Below are 18,489 nucleotides of genomic sequence, written 5' to 3' on the forward strand. Positions count from 1 at the left end.
CCACGCCGTTTGCAAAGGAAATTGTACGGTTCTAACGCAGCACCAGCATGTCCGTGGAAAGCGTGCGGCCGCCGCGCGTCGTGTGCGTACGCTCGCCTGGGATGGCGTCGGCCGGCAAGCCCGGGATCGACTCCTGGATATGAATGCGCGCGCTGGCGCCGCCTTCCAGCTCCAGCGCGACGTGCAGGCGCCGCTCGCCCATGCCGTACAGGGTCAAGGTCCAGTTGCCGGCGCGTTGCGTCGCCAGCGCACAGCCGTCGAGGCGCGCGGCCAGCACCCGCGCGCCATCGACCCGCAGTTCGATGGTCGGCGCGGCGTTTTTCGACGTCAGCGCAAACGCCACCTGGCGCCTGGCTGGCGTGTTGTCGTCCTTGAGCATGGCGATGTGCGGAAAGGCGATGCCGGTGCGCGGCGCCGCCGTCGACGCACGCGCGCCGGTGGTGTCGAGCCAGTACGATTTCCAGGTGGTGGCGTCGGCCAGGTAGGTGATGGCCTCCGGTGGCGCCGGCAACGCCGCTGGCGGCGCCCATGCTGCTGCCGCCAGCGGCAGCAGGAGCGCGATGGCCGGCAAGGTGCCACCGGCCAGGATGGCAGCGCGTGCATGGCGCGACAGCGCCGCCGCCAGCGGCAGATGCAGCGCACCGGCGGCCAGCAGCCCGCCGATCAGCGGCCACGCCAGCAGGTAGGTGGCGCCCGGCTTTGCCGCGCTCAGGATGATCAGCGCCACCAGGGTGCCGGCCATGGCGCCGCTCAGTGCGAGCGGGCCGATGCGCTGCACGCCATGCCGCAAGGTGGCCCAGCACACCAGCAGGCATAGCGCGCCAGCGACCCGCGTGATGTACCAGACGAAGCGTTGCGGGTAGTGCAGCGCGCCGGCCAGCGGCACGCTGAAGTACACGCGGTCCGGCGCGGCGATGGTATCGAGCGCTCGTTCGCCGAATGCGCGCGCCAGCGCCACGATCGTGTCGCCGCAGTGCTGCATGGCGGCGCTGTCCGCCGCACCGGCAAAGCGCATGCCGGCCAGGCCGAGCGTGCGTAGCGGTGATGCATCGGCCGCGCCGGCCGCCCCGCGCGAGGAGCCGGCCGGCGCCGCGTCCAGGCGCGCCCATGCCGCCACGGTGGCGCCATTGCCGCCGTGGGTGCCCTGCAGGGTCATTGGTCCGGGTCCCGGCGCGCCTTCGAAACGCAGTACCAGGCCGACCTTGCGGGCCCACGGATGCTGCTCCACAAAGGCGCGCGCGCCCAGCGAGCCGGCGTGCTCGCCATCGGCGATGAGCACGATCAGGTCATTGCGCAGGGGTGGGCCCTGGCGCAGGGCGCGCAGCGATTCGAGCAGGGCCGCCACGGCGCCGGCGGCGTCGGGCGCATCGGGCACGCTGTCGTAGTGCGAGGCCAGCATCAGCGGCAGGCGGCCCAACGGCGCGCTGGCACGGATGCGCAGCACGATGTTGTGCACCACCGCGACCGTGAGCCGGACATTGCCGGCGCCATCGCGCTCGCTACCGCTGACGGTTGCCGTCTGCACCTGCGGGTCGAGGCCGAGCGCGCGCAGCTTTTCCAGCAGGTAGTCGCGGGCGCGCACATTGGCGTCGCTGGCGATGGGGCGCGGCGTCTGCGCCAGGAAGGCGGCATGCGCCAGCGCCCGGGTGGCCGAAAACGCCGCCGGACCGGCATCGGGCGGCGCCGCCGGCAGCGCGGCGGGGCGCAGCGCGAGCCAGCCCAGCACCGCCGCCATCAGCAGCGCGGCGGCCAGTGCCGCGACGCCGGCCGGCACGGTGGTCAATTTGTTCATGCGCATGGCAGGCGGGGGCCGGTGAAGCCCTCCGGCCGCGTCGCTCAGTCGAGTGTCCAGACGTAGGCGATCCGCGCCCATCCCGGCTCGGCCACGCCGTTGGTCGTGGCCGGCTTGAACTTGCACATGCTCAGGGCCGCGACGGCTGCCTTGTCGAGGTCAGACGATCCGCTCGATTTATCGACGCGGGCGTCGCTCACCTTGCCATCCACGCCGACCAGCAGCGCGAGATTGACGGTGCCGGTGTCGCCATTGCGGGCGGCGCGCGCCGGATATTCCGGCTTGACGCAGGCGGAAGCGTCGGCCAGCACGGCGGTCCGGGTCTGTTTGGCCGGCTGCACCACGGCTGGCGGGATGACCTGCTCGACCTTGCGCCCCGTGTCGATCACGGCCGGCGGCGGCACCACCTTGTCGATGACGGTGCCGGTGGGGGCCACCTCCGGTGGCGGCGGCAAGATATCGATCACTGGCTTGGGAATCAGGAGCGGCGGCACCACTGGGTCGGTCTTGAATTGCTCCGGCTCCGGCGGCGGCTCAAGCGGTTTTTCGCGCACGGGTGTCACTTCGATCGGCGCCGCTTCGGGGACGGTGACCGGCGCCACCCGGTTCATATTGTGGATGAGCGCCACGCCAACGGCGATGTGCAGTGCGGTGACGATGGCCATTTTGGTGAATTTGTTGCCGCTGCCAATGTGCTGTTGAGAGAAATGCATGGTGTGCTCCGTATTGTTGTGTTCACGAAATGGGTCCCCAGGGTGGAAGTTGTGCCTCACTGCCAGTCCATGGATCAAATATATGCTATGTCATAGCAATTGAAAAGGGTTTTCATAGTAATTTTATTGCCGCGATTGCTTCCGTCCGGGTGAGTTTGCTGGCAAATCTTGCCCGCGGGGCCATGGCTCGCGTCAGGGGCGGATGTGTGAAATAATCTGGTAGGCGCGGCGTGCCTGCGGTCGGGTCGCACATATTGATGCGATTCAATGGCAAGGCGGGGTAAGCAAACGCAGCCTTTACCCGTGGAGAATGAAAGTGCAGATTGAGCAAAAATCGATTCGGGTCTTGCTGGCGGACGACCATCCGATTGTGATGACCGGTTTCGCCATGTCGCTGGCCGGTGTCGGCATGGATGTGGTGGGGCAGGCCAAGACGCCCGATGAAGCCGAAGAGATGTATGCCGCCCTCGATCCGGACGTGCTGGTGCTCGATATCCGCTTCGGTACCGAGCTGACCGGGCTGGACGCGGCCAAGAGCATCCTGCAAAAATTTCCGGCGGCGCGCATCGTGTTCCTCAGCCAGTTCGACCAGGATAGCCTGATCAAGGAAACCTACCGTCTGGGGGCGCGCGCCTTCGTCACCAAGGATTGCGACCCGGCCGACCTGGCCACGGCGGTGCGCCATGCGCATGAGGGCAAGCTGTATTTCCTGCCGCAGATCGCCGAGCGCCTGGCCAATCTGTCGGTGCGCGGCGACGCCTCGCCACAGTCGCAGCTCGACCAGCGCGGGCTGGAGATCTTCAAGCTGATGGCCGAAGGATTGACCAATGCCGAAATCGCCGAGAAGCTCAATCTGTCGACCAAGACGATCAGCAATATCAGCCAGTCGGTCAAGGAAAAGCTGGGCGTGCACCGGCAGGCCTATATCACCAAGCTGGCCGTCAAGTACGGCTTGATCGAGCCATAGTGGGAGTTCGCGTGTTCGCAGGCTTGAGGAGATGGGTCGCGAATGCGCGGTGTCGCCCGACCGTCGCCGGTGCGACGGCGGCATTCGCGGCGCACGATGGCCGCAGTACCTTCGTTCCCGCGACGGCGGGAACCCAAGTACTTCGCCAAGTCGTTGGCTGCGCTACGAACTTGGGTTCCCGCCGAGTGCCGCCTTGGCGCGGGAACGACGACGGCGGTGGCGGCGGTGGTGGAGTACTGCCGGCCATCGCCCTTGCCATCGGCCTCGCCCTGTCCACCAGCGCCGGCGCCGCCGGCGTCATCAATCCGACCGCGTCCACCGACCCCACCGGTTTCCGCTTCCAGATCGTCACCGCCGACGATTCCGGCGTCACCCGCCGTATCGCCGACGACTTGTACAAGCAGCTGGTCCCCATCTTCGGCGGCTTTCGCACCGAACTGGCCCAGCACCGGCGCATGGTGTACGTCGCCATCGGCCCGGTCGCGCTGCGCAACGTGGCCGCGCGCAAGTGCGACTGCGTCGTCATCGCCGCCTTCACCTCCAGCCAGGTGTGGCGCTCCGTCACCGAAGCCCTGCAGCCGGCGCGCGTGCTTTCCATGACGGCCATCTACGCCGAGCCGGCCCCGGTCGACCAGCTGCGCCTGATCGAACTGCTCTACAAGCGCCCGGTGCGCGTGGCGGCCATCGTCAGCAGTAATACAGGCTTTCTCAAACCGACCTTGCAAGGCATCGCCGAGATCGAACATTACGACCCCAGTGAGGATATCAACGTGGTCCTGAACCGCATCGGCAAAACCGAGGTCCTGCTGGCCATGCCCGACCGCAGCGTCTACAACACCGAAAACGTGCGCAACATCCTGCTCTCGACCTACCGCCACAATCAGGCGGTGATCGGCTTTTCGGCCGACATGGTGATGGCCGGCGCACTGGCCACCACCTATTCCACCATCGAGCAGATCAACGCCCAGGTGGCTGACGTGGCCAACGAATTCGTGGCCACGGGCGAGCTGGCCCCGCCCCAGTTCCCGCGCTATTTCAGCACCGTCATCAACGAAGGCGTGGCGCGCTCGCTCGACGTGGCGGTCGACGACGCCGCCCGCCATTTCAGCCGCCGCGCACCGGTGAGGCGCCAATGAAGCTGCGATTCTGGCAAAGCTGGAGCATCGGCACGCGCATGGCCTTCATCACCATGCTGCCGGTGGTGTTCCTGTTCTCGTCCTTCGTCGGCTATTCCTGGTACTCGCACCGGGTCCAGGTGGCCCTCGAGCTGGAGGAGCGCGGCCGCATCCTGGCCAAGGCGCTGGCCGAAACGAGCGAATACAACGTCATCTCGGGCAACCTGTCCGACCTGCGCCTGACCATCAATGGCCTGGTCCAGTCGGACAAGAGCATCCACCGCATCGAAGTGGTGGACGCCAACCAGAAGGGGGCCATCAGCGTCGTCTCGCAGAACTCCGCCGTCGGCGAAGACCGGTTTTACGAAGCGCCGATCAAGAAGCAGATGATCTGGATTAACCTGTTTTCGGACAATGGCGTGCCGCACGTCTCCGGTTCGAGCGACACCAAGCCGACCACCGTGCCGACCGAGGTGGTGGGCTACGTGCGGGTGACCATGTCGCCCACCAACATGCTGCACAAGCAGGCGGGCCGCTTCCAGGTGGAGCTGGCGATGGCCGCGCTGGCGCTGGTGGTCAGTGGCGCGCTGGCCTACGTGCTGGCGCGCAGCCTGACCATTCCGCTCAAGTCCTCGATCGGCGCGCTGCGCGAAATCCGCGGCGGGAACTACCAGGTGGCGCTGCCCGTCACCACCGGCGGCGAGGTCGGCGAGCTGCAGGAATCGATCACCGAAATGTCGGTGGCGCTGGGCCGCTCGCGCCAGGATCTGGAAAACAAGGTCGCCGAACGCACCAAGGACCTGGTCGAATCGCGCAACGAAGCGCTCAAGGCCGATGCCGAGAAGCGCAAGCTGATCCAGAAGGTGAACTCGATCGTCGAGGACGAGCGCAAGAGCATCGCCATCGAGATCCACGACGAACTCAATGCCTCGCTGATCGCCGCGCGCCTGGAATCGCAAAGCATCCTGCACCTGGCCGGCAAGGTGGAGCAGGGCCCGACGATCGACGAGATCAAGCAGAAGTCGCAAGCGATCACCAAGCTCACCTTGGACCTGTACGCCAGCGGACGGCGCCTGGTGCGGCGCCTGCGTCCCGAGGTGCTCGACATGCTCGGCCTGCACGGCGCGGTGGAAGAAATGATCCGCCACTACGACGCCAGCCATCCCGAATGCCACTTCCAGTTCCATTCCGACGGCGATTTTTCGGGCCTGGGGAGCGAACTGGCCATTTCCGCCTACCGCATCGTGCAGGAAGCGCTGTCGAATGTGCTCAAGCACGCCGGCGCCACGCATGCGCAGGTGGCGATGACCTTGTCCGAACAGGACGACACCTTGCATATCGAAATCGCCGACGATGGCGCCGGCTTCAGCACCGCCAGCGCCTCGTCCGGCATCGGCATCATCGGCATGCGCGAAAGGGTGTACGCGCTGGGCGGCACCATCGACTTCAGCTCCGAACCCGACAAAGGTACCGTGATCGGCATCGCCCTGCCGATCGCGCAAGCGGCCTGAGTGCCGTATCGTCATCCCACTGTCTTAACCTTCATCGCACAACACATAATGTCGAACGAATTGAAAACGCCCTACGAACTGGGTAACAAGAATCAGACCACGACCTGGGCTGACTGCATCGCATGGTACGAAGAGTTGGCGCGCCGCTTTCCCGGCGTGCTCCACTTCAAGGTGGTCGGCACTTCCGATTGCGGCCTCCCGATCCACGCCGGCGTGGTGACCGCCGACGGCGTGTTCGAGCGCCAGCGCCTGAAGGACGAAGGGCGCCCGGTCTTCTTCAACAATAACGGCATCCATCCGGGCGAGCCGGAAGGCGTGGACGCCTGCATGGCGCTGGTGCGCGACTTCTGCACCGAACCGGCGCGCCTGGCCGCGCTGGGCAGAACCGTATTCCTGTTCGTCCCGCTGTACAACGTCGACGGCAGCATCAACCGCGCCAACACCTCGCGCGTGAACCAGGATGGTCCCGAGCAGTTCGGCTTTCGCGGCAACAGCCGCCATCTCGACCTGAACCGCGATTTCGTCAAGTGCGACAGCCTGACCGCGCAGGTGTTCAACAAGCTGTTCGCCGCCTGGGACCCGGACGTGATGGTCGACACCCACACCTCCAACGGCGCCGACTACCCGTACACGATGACCCTGATTCACACCCAGACCGACAAGCTTGGCGGCGCGCTTGGCCAATTTTTGCAGGGCACCATGCTGCCGCATATGTTCGCCGAGATGGAGCGGCGCGGCTGGCCGACCTGCCCGTACGTCAATCCGGTCAAGGACAGCCCGGACCACGGCATTGCCGAATTCCTGGAGACGCCGCGCTTTTCGACCGGTTTCGCGGCGCTGCACCACACCATCGGCTTCATGCCCGAGACGCACATGCTCAAGCCCTACGCCGACCGCTACGATGCGATGCGCGCGCTGGTCGAAACGGCGCTCGACTTCACGGTCGCGCAGGCGGCCACCATCGCCGCGCTGCGCCGCGCCGCGCGCGACGAGGGCAAGGTGCGGCGCGAGTGGCCGGTGCACTGGTCAGTGGACGTGGACAATCCGTCCACCTTCCCGTTCCACGGCTACGCGGCCAAATACATGCCCAGCGTGATCGGCAACTACACGCGCCTGTCGTACGACCGCAGCGAGCCGTGGGAGCGCGACATCGCCTACTTCAACAGCTTCCCGGCCGACATCGTGGTGGCGACGCCGCGCGCCTACGTGGTGCCGCAAGCCTGGCGCGAAGTCGTCGAGCGGCTGCAGTGGAACGGCGTGGCGATGCAGCGCATCGAGGCCGACCGCATCCAAGAGGTGCGCTGCTACCGCATCGCGTCGGTCGAGTCGCGCGCGAATGCCTACGAAGGCCATATGTTCCATGACGACGTGCGGCTGGAGCAGTTTACCCAGGCCGTGACCCTGCGCGCCGGTGACTGGTGGATTGCGCTGGACCAGGACATGGCGCGCTACGCGGTCGAAACCTTGGAGCCGCAGGGCCACGACAGCTTTTTCCGCTGGGGCTTTTTCAACAGTGTGCTGGAAAAGAAGGAAGCCTATTCCGACTACGTGTTCGAAGACCACGCGCTCGAACTGCTGCGCGACGAGCCGGCCTTGCAGGCGAAGTTCGAGGCCTGGAAGGCGGCGCATCCCGCCTTGCTGTCGGACCAGTACGCGGTGCTCGACTTCATCTTCGCCAATTGCGCGCGCCATGTGGAGCCGGAGTGGCGCCGTTATCCGGTGCTGTCGGTGATGTAAAAGGCGGCTAACCGGCGCAAAAGCGTGCAGCGGTAAAAAAAAACGGCACCAGTCTCGCGACGGTGCCGTTTCCATTTCCTGCGCAAGTGCGCGGCAAGCGCCTTACTGGTTCTTTTCGATCCAGCGATCGACCTTCACTTCCAGCAGCGACAGCGGCAAGGTGCCATCTTCCAGCACGATCTCGTGGAACTTGGGCAGGCTGAATTTATCGCCCAGCGCCGCTTCCGCGCGGTGGCGCAGCGCCAGGATCTTGAGCGCGCCGATCTTGTAGCCGAGTGCCTGTCCCGGCCACACCATGTAGCGCTCCGTTTCGCTGCGGGCCGTCGATTCCGGATAGCCCAGGGTATCGCGCATGTACTGGATCGATTGCTCGCGCGTCCAGCCTTTCGCGTGCATGCCGGTGTCGACCACCAGCCGCACCGCGCGCAGCATTTCATCGTTCAGGTGGCCGAAATAATCCTCCGGCTTGTCGAACAGGCCCATCTCCTTGCCCAGGGTTTCCGCATACAGCGCCCAGCCTTCGGTATAGGCGGTGTTGCCGCTGAACTGGCGGAACTTGGGCAAGTCCAGCTCCTGCAGCAGGGCGATGTGGAAGTGGTGGCCCGGCTGGCCCTCGTGCAGGAACAGGGTCACCATGCCGGTGCTGCCGTACTGCGTCGGATCGTTCACCACCGACCAGAACACGCCCGGCCGCGAACCGTCGATGGCCGGCGCCGAGTAGTGGTCCGACGCCGTCGCGCGCGACAGTTCCGGCTCCAGGCGCAGGTCCAGCGGCGCTTTCGGCATCAGCGAAAACAAGGCCGGCAACTTGGTGCGCAGCAGCGCATCGAGCTTGCGGTACACGTCGATGACTTCCTGGTCGGTCTTGAAGGGCCTGTATTTCTGCTGCTGCGACACCCATCCAGGCAGCCCGACCGCCGGCCCGGTGTAGCCCATCTTCGGCCCCACCACGGCGTACTCGCCCTGGATGCGCGCCACTTCCTTCAGGCCGATCGCATGGATCTGCTCCGGCGTCAGGCTGGTGGTGGTCTGCTCAGCCACGCGCTTTTCATACCACTCCTTCCCCTCGGGCAGGGCGCTCCAGCCGGTGCTGGTGCGCGCCGCCGGCAGGTAGTCTTTTTCGATGAAGCTGGCCAGGCGCGCCAGCGCCGGCGCCAGCTTGCCATCGATCGCCTTGCGGTAGCCGGCCGCCAGCGCGGCTTTGTCGGCGGCCGAAAAAGCGGCCGGCATGTTGCGGATCGGGGTGTAGTAGATGCTCTCTTCCGCCTTGGCGCTGACCAGCTTCTGGTACTGCGGCAGCATCGATACCACCGCCGCGCGCGGCAGGGTCACGCCCACGCGCATCCCCTCGCGCATATTCGCGATGGCCTGGTCGATCCATGCCGGCAGCTGCGTCAGGCGGTTCAGGTAAGCCTTGTATTGCTTGACCGTGGTCAGGGGCTGGGCGCCGTCGCCGCTGGCGTAGTTGGCGATGGTGACCGGCACGCTGTCCATCTGGTTCATGGGCAGCATCAGTTCCGGCAGGTTGGCGAACGACAGGAGACTGTTCAACTCGAATTCGAGCACGTCGTAGTTGGTCTGCGCGCGCAGGTCGAGCGCGCGCCGGTCCAGCGCGTGCAGGCGGTTGAGGAAGACGTTGTAGCGCGCATTCTGGCGTGCGTGCTCCTTGGGGCCGATGCTCATGCCGATCTGGTCGTCGAAACGGTTGTCGCCCCGGGCGGTGGCCTCGACCGGATCGAAGCGCGCCACCGCTTCGTAATATTCCAGCGCCAGCGCATCGAGCTGTTTTTTGGCTTGGGCCGACACAAGGCCTGAGACTTTTCCGGCCGGCGGTGCCGGCGGCGCGGCGAGCGCGGCAGCGGGCGCGAACGTCAGGGCGAGCGCCGCCCACAAGGCGGTCCGGGCAAGACTTTTATGCATAATGTATATCCGGTGGAAAAGTGAAATCGGCCATCAGGATACGCGATTTTCAGACGGCCTACCGCCCGTCCAAGCTGCGATAGATTTGCCTTATCGGCCACGCCCGCACGAATGGGAATTTGTATTGTCGCGCCAAGGTGGGCGCGCGTATGATCGACGCCAGACGACGTGCTTTCGCCGAGCCAGCAAACCGCGAGATGCTGACCGGCCCAGGCAAGCCCGGCTTGCAGCGCCTTGCGCCGAGCCCGTGGCCGCTGCCATTCAAGCCGCTCACCGCTTCACGTGAGCGGCTTTTTATTGGCCGCGCCAACCTTGTTGAGTCAATCCCGCACATAGTGTTTCATGCGGGCGCGATGCGGTACACGCAGCGGGTGGCGCCGGCCAGCACATGCTGTTCGCGGATCACCGTGGTGCCGGGGCCGGCGATCTCGCTGAACAATTGCAGCTCGGACCGGCAAAAGCCCTGGCAGGTGCGCGCCGCGGCGCAGATGGGGCAGTGGTCCTCGATCAGCAGCCAGCCCTGCGCATCGGCCTCGATGCGCGCCATATAGCCTTCGCCGGTGCGGATCGCGGCCAGCTGTTCCAGCCGCTCCGGCACACTGGCGCCGCCGCAGGCCTGTTGGTACAGCGCGCGCGCTTCGCTCTCGCGCTGCGCCACCAGCTTGTCCAGCCCTTCCTCGCCAAACAACTGGCGGATCGATCCGATCAGCTGCACCGTCATTTGCGCATGCGTGTCGGGAAAGCGCCGGTTGCCGGCCTCGGTCAGCACCCAGTGCTGGCGCGGCCGGCCTACACCCGCCGCATCCTGCTGTCGGCCTTCGATCAAGCCTGCCGCGGCCAGCTTCTGCACCTGCTGGCGCGCCGCTTCGGGTGTCATCTCCAGCATCTGGGCCAGCCTGGCCGTGGCGCTCGGCCCCTTGGACTTGATGAAGAACAGGATGCGGTCGGCCGTCTTGCCATCGACCGAATTATCCAACGATTTACTTGCATAAGTCATGGTGTCGCCTTATTATCCAACTAATTTCTTGCATATTAAGCCAATCCATCCCTCCTGTCGATCACCCACCATGTCCGCTGCCTTACCTTCCACCTCATCCTGGGGCGAGCTTTTTTCCGGCCAGAACGGCCTGCTGGCCCTTGCCCTGACCGGCGGCGTCGCGCTGCACGCGATCAACGTCCACATTGTCACGACCGTGCTGCCGTCGGTGGTGCGGGACATCGGGGGCCTGGACTGGCATGCCTGGAACACCACCCTGTTCGTGGTCGCCTCCATCCTCGGCGCGGCCCTGTCGGTGCGCCTGCTGGCCGCCGCCGGTGCGCGCGGGGCCTGCCTGGCGGCGCTCGGCATCTTTGCGCTGGGGTCAAGCGCCTGCGCCAGCGCGATGTCCATGCCGTGGATGCTGGCCGGGCGCAGCGTGCAGGGCCTTGGCGGCGGGGCATTGGCGGCCCTGAGCTATTCGCTGATCCGCGTGGTCTTCCCCGCGCCTTTGTGGCCGCGCGCGGTGGCACTGGTATCGGGCATGTGGGGAGTGGCTACCTTGTGCGGGCCGGCCGTGGGCGGCCTGTTCGCCCAGGCCGGGCACTGGCGCTGGGCATTCTGGGCCCTGTTGCCGGTGGCCCTGCTGCAGGCGATATTGGTCGCGCGGCGACTGCGTCCGGCCGGCGCCGCATCCGCGCAGCCGCCAATCCCGGTGGTCCAGATCGCGCTGCTGGCAGCCTCCGTGCTGGCGGTGGCCGCCGGCGGTTTGTCACGCATGCTCGCCGTGCAGGGCGCTGGTGTGGCGGCCGGGATCGCGCTCGGCGTGGCCGCCATCGCCGTCGAGCGCCGCTCACGGGTGCGCCTGCTGCCTGCCGGGGCCACCGCCCTCGACTCGCCACTGGGCGCGGTGTATGCCAGCGTGGCCTTGCTCCTGGTGGGCACCACCACTGAAATCTACGTCCCCTATTTTTTGCAGACCTTGCACGGCTACACGCCGCTGGCCGCCGGCTACCTGACCGCGGCCATGGCGGCCGGCTGGAGCGCCAGTTCCATGCTGTCCTCGGGCCGCCAGGGCGCGGGCGCGATGACGATGCTGCGCGCCGGCCCGGTGCTGGGCGCAAGCAGCCTGCTGGCCCTCGCGCTGCTGGTGCCGGCCGGCGACGCGCTCTCGCCGGCCATGCTGATGCTGCTGTGCGGCCTGGCGCTGGCCGGTGCCGGCGCCGGCGTGGGACTCGGCTGGCCGCATCTGCTCACGCGCGTGCTGACCCTGGCGCCGGCAGGCGAGGGAGGTCTGGCGTCGGCGGCGATCACCACCGTGCAGTTGTACGGCATGGCGATCGGCGCGGCGGTGGCGGGACTGGTGGCCAATGCCGCCGGCTTGAGCGAGCCGGGAGGAAAAGCAGGCGCGCAGTCGGCGGCGATGTGGCTGTTCGCCAGCTTTGCGCTGGCGCCCGCACTGGCGGCGGCGCTGGCGCGCGCGACCGGCAAACGATAGGAGAACACGATCATGCGCGAACAACTGGAAAAATTATTGGCATCGGGGCGCGATAACGCGTTGCTGCGCTTCGGTCTGGGCAACGCCTGCCTCAAGGATGGTGATGCCGCGGCGGCCGCGCTTCACCTGCAGCAGGCCACGCAGCAAAATCCCGCCCACTCGGCGGCGTGGAAGCTGCTCGGCAAAGCCCTGCAACAGCTGGAGCGGCCGCAGGAGGCCGAAGCGGCATGGGAAAAAGGACTGGAGGTCGCCGTGAAGCAGGGCGACATCCAGTCCTCGCGCGAGATGACGGTGTTCCTCAAGCGCTTGCGGCGCTGAGGGCTATTTGTAGAAGCGCCAGCCGGCCTTGAAGTCGCGCGCGACCTTCTCGTTCTTCAGGCGCGCGCGTACCAGTTCGATGGGCAGCACGCCGCCTTCCAGAATGCGGTCGTGGTACTCCAGCAAGGTCATCTTGCCGCCGTCGACCAGTTCGCGTTTCAGCTCGCGCAGTTGCAGCGCCCCGACCATGTAGCCCGCCTGGTACAGCGGCGGATAATCGCCGTTGAACGAGCGCCGTACCTCGGCGCGCGCGTTATCCGGCTCGTGGCCGACGCGGGCAATCAGCATCTCGACCGCCTGCTCGGGCGTGATTTTCCCCATGTGGAAACCGAGCGAGAACAGGATGCGCGCCGCCCGGTGATTACGCCAGAACATCATGCCGATGCGGTCTTCCGGCGTGACGGCGAATTTGCGCTCGTACAGCAGCATTTCCCAGTACACGGCCCAGCCCTCGGTGAAGAACGGCGAGTCGAACAGGCGGCGCTGCGGCTGGTAGCGATCCGCCATGAACCCTTGCAGGTGATGGCCTGGAATGAGCTCGTGCTGCACCGTCGCGCGCGAAAAGTGCGGGTTATTGCCGCGCATGGACATGAGTTTCTGCTCGTGCGTCATGTCGGCCGTGGGGTAGGACACCAGGATCGTGTCGCCGCCCAGGAAAAATGGGTTGATCAGTTGCGCTTCGGGCGAGAGCATGTCCATGCGCCAGCTGCGGCGCGCCACTTCGGGGACCGTCACCAGCTTGTTGGCCGCCATGTAGTCGATCGCTTCCTTGGCCAAGCCCCGCACCATGGCCGGCTGCTCGCCCGGCGCCACGTACATGGTCTTGACCTTTTCCATGGCCGCATGCCAGTCGCTGCCGAAACCCATTTCGGCCGACGCCTTGCGCAGTTCGGCCTCGCCCCAGGCCAGCTCCTTTTCGGCCAGCGCCATCAGTTCTTCCGGCGTGTACGGGATCATTTCGCGGCGCAGGGCGCTGACCAGGCCTTCGCGCCCGATCGGGTCGCCCGTCACGTTCAGAAGCTTGGCCGACGCCTTGCCCACCAGCCGTTCATTCAGGCTGGCCGCGTAATCGCTCATGGCCTTGTCCAGGTCCGCGTAGGGACGCTTGACCCACCACGTGAGCTGCGGGTCGTACCCTTCGTAGTACGCGTACCAGGCTTTCAGGTCCCTGGCGGTGGTCGCCAGCACCTGCGCCGCGCGGTTGGCCACGCTGCGCGAGGCCATCGGCTTGGGCGCATTGATGTCGGCGCCGGCCAGCAGCGCATCGTGGGCCTTGCGCACCGCCACCAGCGCCTGCTGCAGCACGGCGGCACTGGCCGCGCCATCCTGCGCCTGCATCGTGCGGCGCGCTTCGGCCATGTCGATCAGCGGACGCACGAACGGCGCCAGCGGCTCGGCCTCGGCGAAGCGCTTGCGCTGGGCGGCCAGCTCGCGCAGCTCGAAGTCGATCTGGTTGCGCAACATGACCACGTCGATGCGGTCTTCCACGCCGAAGCTGTCGAACGGCAGGGCGTCGAGGGCGGCGCGCCATTGCTCGAAAAACTCCTGCATCTGGCGCGCGCGCGCCGTGCCGTTGGCCACGGTGTACAGTTTGTCGAGACTGGCGTAATCGAGCTGGTAGCGCTGGATAAAGGCCGGCATGGCTTGCTGCGCGATGCCGAATTGGGACAGGGGCGGTGTCAGTGCGGGCGTTTGCGCGCCAGCCGGCGCACCGGCTAGCGCGGCCAGCGCCGCCGCCAGCAGCAGAGAGGCGCGCATCAGTAGGTCGCCAGCGCGAAAGGCACGCCGTTCTTGAAGGTGTAGACGGTGACGGTGGACTGCTTCATATTGCCGTTCGCGTCATAAGCATAGGTACCCACCACGCCCTTGTAGCTGGCCGCGCGCATGGCCGCGGCCACCACCGACGGATCGAGCGAATTGGCCGCCTTCATCGACTGTGCGATGAACATGGTCTGGTCGTAGAACGAGGCCGCATATACGTCGGGCGCCTGCTTGAAACGCGCCTTGTAGCGCGCCTGGAAGGCCGGGCCGTCGGTCTGCTTGTCGAGGATCGCGCCGCCCTGCGCGCACAGGACGTTTTCGCCGATCGCGTCGCCACCGAGCTTGGCCATTTCGGGGCTGCACAGGGTGTCGCCGCCGAGCAGCTTGACGTTCAGGCCGAGCTGGCGCATCTGGCGCACCATCGGCGCGCCCTGGGGCGCGTAGCCGCCGAAGAAGATCGCATCGACGTTCTTCGATTTGAGCTTGGTGAGGATGGCGGCGAAGTCGGTCGCCTTGTCGGTGGTGAACTCGTGCGCCGCCACCGTGATGCCGGACGCCTTGGCCTGCTTGACGAATTCCATGGCGATGCCCTGGCCGAAGGCGGTACGGTCGTCGATCACGCCGATGTTCTTGAGCTTGAGCTGCTTGGCCGCATAGCCGGCCATCGATCCGCCCAGCTGGGTGTCGCTGGCGACCATGCGGAACACGCCCTTGTAGCCGCTCTGGGTCACCTTGGGGTTGGTGCCGACGGTCGACATGATCGCGCCGGCGTCGTTGTAGATGCGCGAGGCGGGAATGGCCACGCCGGAGTTGTAGGGGCCGAGCACGAAGCGCACGCCGGCGTCGACCAGTTTTTGGGCCACCGTCACGCCGGCTTTCGGATCGCCCTGGTCGTCCTCGGACTTGAGTTCGAACTTGATGGTCTTGCCGCCGACGCTGACTTTTTTGGCGTTCAATTCTTCCAGCGCGAGGCGCACGCCGTTTTCGTTGTCCTTGCCGGCGAAGGCGTTGGCGCCCGACAGCGGGCCGGTGATGCCGATCTTGACGACCTGTTCCTGGGCCAGTGCGGCCTGCGATGCCAGCAGCAGGGCCGCTGCGGCGAGGGCAATACTCTTCTTGTTCGATGCCATACGATGTCTCTCCTCTGATCTGGACAGCGGCATCATCGCACGATTCGGCACAATTTTATATGCCGTTTTAGGCAGGTAGACGCTTCAAAATCAGGTCGAGCGGCAGCGCCGTGGTGTACTTGATCTGTTCCATCGAGAAGGCCGACGACACGCCCGTGATGTGCGCCGTCTTGATCAGTTTTTTGTAAAAGCGGTCGTAGCCGCCGATGTCGGTGGTGACGACCTTGAGCAGGTAATCGACGTCGCCGCTCATGCGGTGAAACTCCATCACCTCGGGCAGGGCGATGACGGCGGCGGCGAAGCGGGTCAGCCATTTTTCGTCGTGTTCGGTGGTGCGCACGCTGACGAATACCGTGACCGGCAGCCCGACCTTGTCGCGGTCGATGATGCTCACGCGGCTCTGGATATACCCTTCTTCCTCCAGCCGCTTGACCCGCTTCCAGCACGGGGTGCTGGACAAGCCGACCTTTTCGCTCAGGGCCGCGATCGACAGGGTTCCATCGGCCTGCAGGGCCGCGAGGATGGCGCAATCATACTTGTCGAGAGAACTCATTCTGCTTTCCGCTGAAATTTGGTATGAATATGCTTGCTGAGCGCGAATATCAGCAAATTTTGGCATATTTTCTCACGTTTAAGCCGATAACATATCACGCAAGAATGACATCACCGTTTCACCCCTCCTGTTGCCGCTGCCCGGACCCGCCATGCATACTGAAATTTACCTTGACGCCAATGCCACCTCCGCCGTTCATCCGGAAGCCATCGCCGCAGCCGCCCTGGCCATGCGCGACTGCTACGGGAACCCGAGCAGCAGCCATGCCACAGGCCTGAAAGCGAAGGCCATGCTCGACGGCGTACGCGCACTGGCGCGCCGCGTGCTGGGCGCGGGGCAGGGCAGGCTGACGTTTACCAGTGGCGCCACCGAAGGCATCCAGACCGCGGTGCTGTCGGCGCTGTGCGAGGTGCGCGCGCGCCGCGCCAGGGGCGAAGCGAGCGGCGACCTGCTGCTGTACGGCGCCACGGAACATAAGGCGGTGCCCGAGAGCCTGGCGCACTGGAACGCGCTGCTCGGCACCGGCCTGGAACTGCGCGTGCTGCCGGTCGACGCCGATGGCCGCCACCGGCTCGACGTGCTGCGCGAACTGGCGCCGCGCGCCGCGTTTGTCTGCACCATGGCCGCCAACAATGAAAGCGGCGTCATTTCCGACCTGGCCGCCATCGAAACGGTCTTGCGCGAGTGCGCGCCCGCGGCGCTGTGGATGGTCGACAGCGTCCAGGCGCTCGGCAAGCTCGCGCTGGACCTGGCCGCGACCCGCATCGATTACGCGCCGTTCTCGGGCCACAAGCTGTATGCGCCCAAGGGCATCGGCATGCTGTATGTGCGCGAGGGCGCGCCCTATACCGCGCTGATGACGGGCGGCGGGCAGGAAGCCGGCCAGCGCTCCGGCACCGAAAACATGAGCGGCATCGCCGCCCTGGGCGCGGTGCTGGCGGCGCTGGACGATGGCGTAAGTTTTCGCAGCCACGCGCAGCTGGTGCGCATGCGCGACCGCCTGGCCGCCGCCCTGCGTGCGGCGCTGCCGGGCATCGTCTTCAATGCGCCGTTCGACCACAGCTTGCCGACCACCCTGAATTTTTCCGTGCCTGGCCTGGCCGGCAAGGAATTGCTCGACCTGTTCGACGCCGCCGGCGTGCGCGTGAGCGCGGGGTCGGCCTGTTCGGCGGCCAAGGCCGCGCCCAGCTATGTGCTCGCGGCGATGCAATTGGCGCCGTGGCGCTGCGCCGCGGCGGTGCGCATGTCGTTCGGGCCGATGGCCGACGATGCCCTGATCGACGCCGCCTGCGAACGCATCCAGCGCTGCGGCGCGGCCTTGCGCGCCAGCTGCCTGATTCCCTCGGCGGCGCCGGCGCCGGACAGCGACGGCGTGGTGCAACTGGGTTTCGAGGGCGCCTGTACCTGGCTGGTGCTCGACGCGCCCAGCCGCACCTGCGCCATCGTCAATCCGCTCGCCGCCCTGGCCGCGCGCATCGCCGACCAGGTGCGCTGCCAGGGCTACCGGGTGCGCGCCGTGATCGACACGCAGGGCGGCGCCGGTGGCGGACGCGCCGCCCTGGTGGCTGCGCTGGGCGGCCAGCTGGCCGGCGGCATCAGCCACGAAGCGCTCGGCTGGCCGGCGCTGGCCGACCAGGCCACGCTCGAAAACGGCCAGCTCGCCAGTGCCCTGATGTTCGGCACCCGCGTGCTGGCGCGCGTGGCCCACGCCGGCGGCGCCAGCTACCTGCTCGGTGAGCGTTCGTCCGCCGGGCTGGCCGCCGCCGACGTGCGCTTTGCCTTCACCGGACCGGAGGCGGACATGGAACAACTGGCGCAACTGGTGTCGCGCCAGAGCATCGTCTGTCCGGCGCGCGAGGCGGGCGGCCTGCCGTGCACCACCCTGACGGCCGAACGCGGCGGCGCCGCAGCGGACGTCAACCCCTTGGCGACGCAGCTCGAGGCACATGGCCTCGAGCGCTTCTTCAAGGACCATCCCGACGCGCTGCTGATCGATGTGCGCGAAGCCTACGAGCATGCGGCGGCGCACGCCGGCCACTGGCACGGCCGCGCGGTGCACAGCGTGCCCTTGTCGCGCCTGGCCGACCGCCTGTCGCTCTGGCTGCGCGCCGACGAACGTCCGCTGGTGTTCTTTTGCCGCAGCGGCGCGCGCAGCATCAAGGCCGCGCAGTGCCTGCACCGCCTGGGCTACCGCAATGCCTGGCATGTGGCGGGCGGCGTGGCGCTCGGCGGCGACGGTGGCGGCAGCTTGCCGCTGGCGGCTTGACGGCATTGACACCGCTCATCGTTTGATGCTCCGTATCATTCGTCATGCTACGGAGTGCAATATTGCCGGAAAATTGAATCCACACTGCCGGGATTGCTTCTGACTGACAAACCCCAAATGTTCGCTGGCGCACAGTCCTTTCCATAGCACCGTTATAAGATTGCAACAGCCGTACGACCCGGTCGCAACTCGCTGTCCGGCAGCGTGTTGGCTACTCATGCCCACGCGAGGT

At 66.5% G+C, this 18,489-nt stretch carries 14 protein-coding genes; 7 read left to right on the top strand and 7 right to left on the bottom strand.

What is annotated here, in order from left to right; genetic code table 11:
• Positions 1-31 precede the first annotated feature (31 nt).
• Positions 32-1,792, bottom strand: a complete 1,761-nt coding sequence (locus IV454_RS09955) for a M28 family peptidase (protein ID WP_206091345.1) — start codon at positions 1,790-1,792, stop codon at positions 32-34.
• Between the two features lie 44 nt (positions 1,793-1,836).
• Positions 1,837-2,505, bottom strand: coding sequence for an energy transducer TonB (locus IV454_RS09960; protein ID WP_206091346.1), 669 nt, complete (start codon positions 2,503-2,505; stop codon positions 1,837-1,839).
• 310 nt (positions 2,506-2,815) lie between these two features.
• On the opposite strand from IV454_RS09960, the gene IV454_RS09965 reads away from it, so the two are divergent.
• The 4 genes from IV454_RS09965 to IV454_RS09980 all read left to right on the top strand — a co-directional run bounded on the left by IV454_RS09965 (position 2,816) and on the right by IV454_RS09980 (position 7,835).
• Positions 2,816-3,472: a response regulator gene (locus tag IV454_RS09965; RefSeq protein WP_054265762.1), complete on the top strand. Its 657-nt coding sequence runs from the start codon at positions 2,816-2,818 to the stop codon at positions 3,470-3,472.
• 170 nt (positions 3,473-3,642) lie between these two features.
• On the top strand, positions 3,643-4,608 hold the full coding sequence (locus tag IV454_RS09970) for a hypothetical protein (RefSeq protein WP_229522168.1): 966 nt from the start codon (positions 3,643-3,645) through the stop codon (positions 4,606-4,608).
• Entirely contained in the window at positions 4,605-6,098 is a 1,494-nt protein-coding gene (locus tag IV454_RS09975) for a sensor histidine kinase (RefSeq protein WP_054265764.1), read from the top strand. The genes IV454_RS09970 and IV454_RS09975 overlap by 4 nt, the downstream gene beginning before the upstream one ends.
• 48 nt (positions 6,099-6,146) lie before the next feature.
• Positions 6,147-7,835: a M14 family zinc carboxypeptidase gene (locus IV454_RS09980; RefSeq protein ID WP_206091347.1), complete on the top strand. Its 1,689-nt coding sequence runs from the start codon at positions 6,147-6,149 to the stop codon at positions 7,833-7,835.
• A 102-nt stretch (positions 7,836-7,937) separates the two neighbouring features.
• Here the strand turns inward: IV454_RS09980 and IV454_RS09985 are convergent, their stop codons facing one another.
• Both IV454_RS09985 and IV454_RS09990 read right to left on the bottom strand, forming a co-directional pair.
• Complete coding sequence (locus IV454_RS09985; RefSeq protein WP_206091348.1) at positions 7,938-9,755, bottom strand: DUF885 domain-containing protein; 1,818 nt, start codon at positions 9,753-9,755, stop codon at positions 7,938-7,940.
• A 340-nt stretch (positions 9,756-10,095) separates the two neighbouring features.
• Entirely contained in the window at positions 10,096-10,752 is a 657-nt protein-coding gene (locus IV454_RS09990; protein ID WP_206091349.1) for a helix-turn-helix transcriptional regulator, read from the bottom strand.
• A gap of 70 nt (positions 10,753-10,822) precedes the next feature.
• Between IV454_RS09990 and IV454_RS09995 the strand changes: the two genes are divergently transcribed.
• On the top strand, positions 10,823-12,229 hold the full coding sequence (locus tag IV454_RS09995) for an MFS transporter (protein ID WP_206091350.1): 1,407 nt from the start codon (positions 10,823-10,825) through the stop codon (positions 12,227-12,229).
• A gap of 12 nt (positions 12,230-12,241) precedes the next feature.
• A complete protein-coding gene (locus IV454_RS10000) occupies positions 12,242-12,547 on the top strand; it encodes a tetratricopeptide repeat protein (RefSeq protein ID WP_206091351.1) in 306 nt (101 codons plus the stop codon).
• A gap of 3 nt (positions 12,548-12,550) precedes the next feature.
• On the opposite strand, the gene IV454_RS10005 is transcribed toward IV454_RS10000, so the two are convergent.
• From IV454_RS10005 to IV454_RS10015, 3 genes are all read right to left on the bottom strand, one after another.
• Positions 12,551-14,305 (bottom strand): DUF885 family protein, encoded by a 1,755-nt coding sequence (locus IV454_RS10005; protein WP_206091352.1) that lies wholly within the window; start codon positions 14,303-14,305, stop codon positions 12,551-12,553.
• Positions 14,305-15,438, bottom strand: coding sequence for a branched-chain amino acid ABC transporter substrate-binding protein (locus IV454_RS10010; RefSeq protein ID WP_206091353.1), 1,134 nt, complete (start codon positions 15,436-15,438; stop codon positions 14,305-14,307). The genes IV454_RS10005 and IV454_RS10010 overlap by 1 nt, the downstream gene beginning before the upstream one ends.
• Before the next feature lie 67 nt (positions 15,439-15,505).
• Positions 15,506-15,991, bottom strand: a complete 486-nt coding sequence (locus IV454_RS10015) for an Lrp/AsnC family transcriptional regulator (RefSeq protein WP_054265772.1) — start codon at positions 15,989-15,991, stop codon at positions 15,506-15,508.
• Positions 15,992-16,142: 151 nt separating this feature from the next.
• Between IV454_RS10015 and IV454_RS10020 the strand changes: the two genes are divergently transcribed.
• Positions 16,143-18,257, top strand: a complete 2,115-nt coding sequence (locus IV454_RS10020; protein ID WP_206091354.1) for an aminotransferase class V-fold PLP-dependent enzyme — start codon at positions 16,143-16,145, stop codon at positions 18,255-18,257.
• The last annotated feature ends 232 nt before the right edge of the window (positions 18,258-18,489 follow it).

The organism is Massilia antarctica (assembly GCF_015689335.1).
Lineage (GTDB): Bacteria > Pseudomonadota > Gammaproteobacteria > Burkholderiales > Burkholderiaceae_D > Telluria_A > Telluria_A antarctica.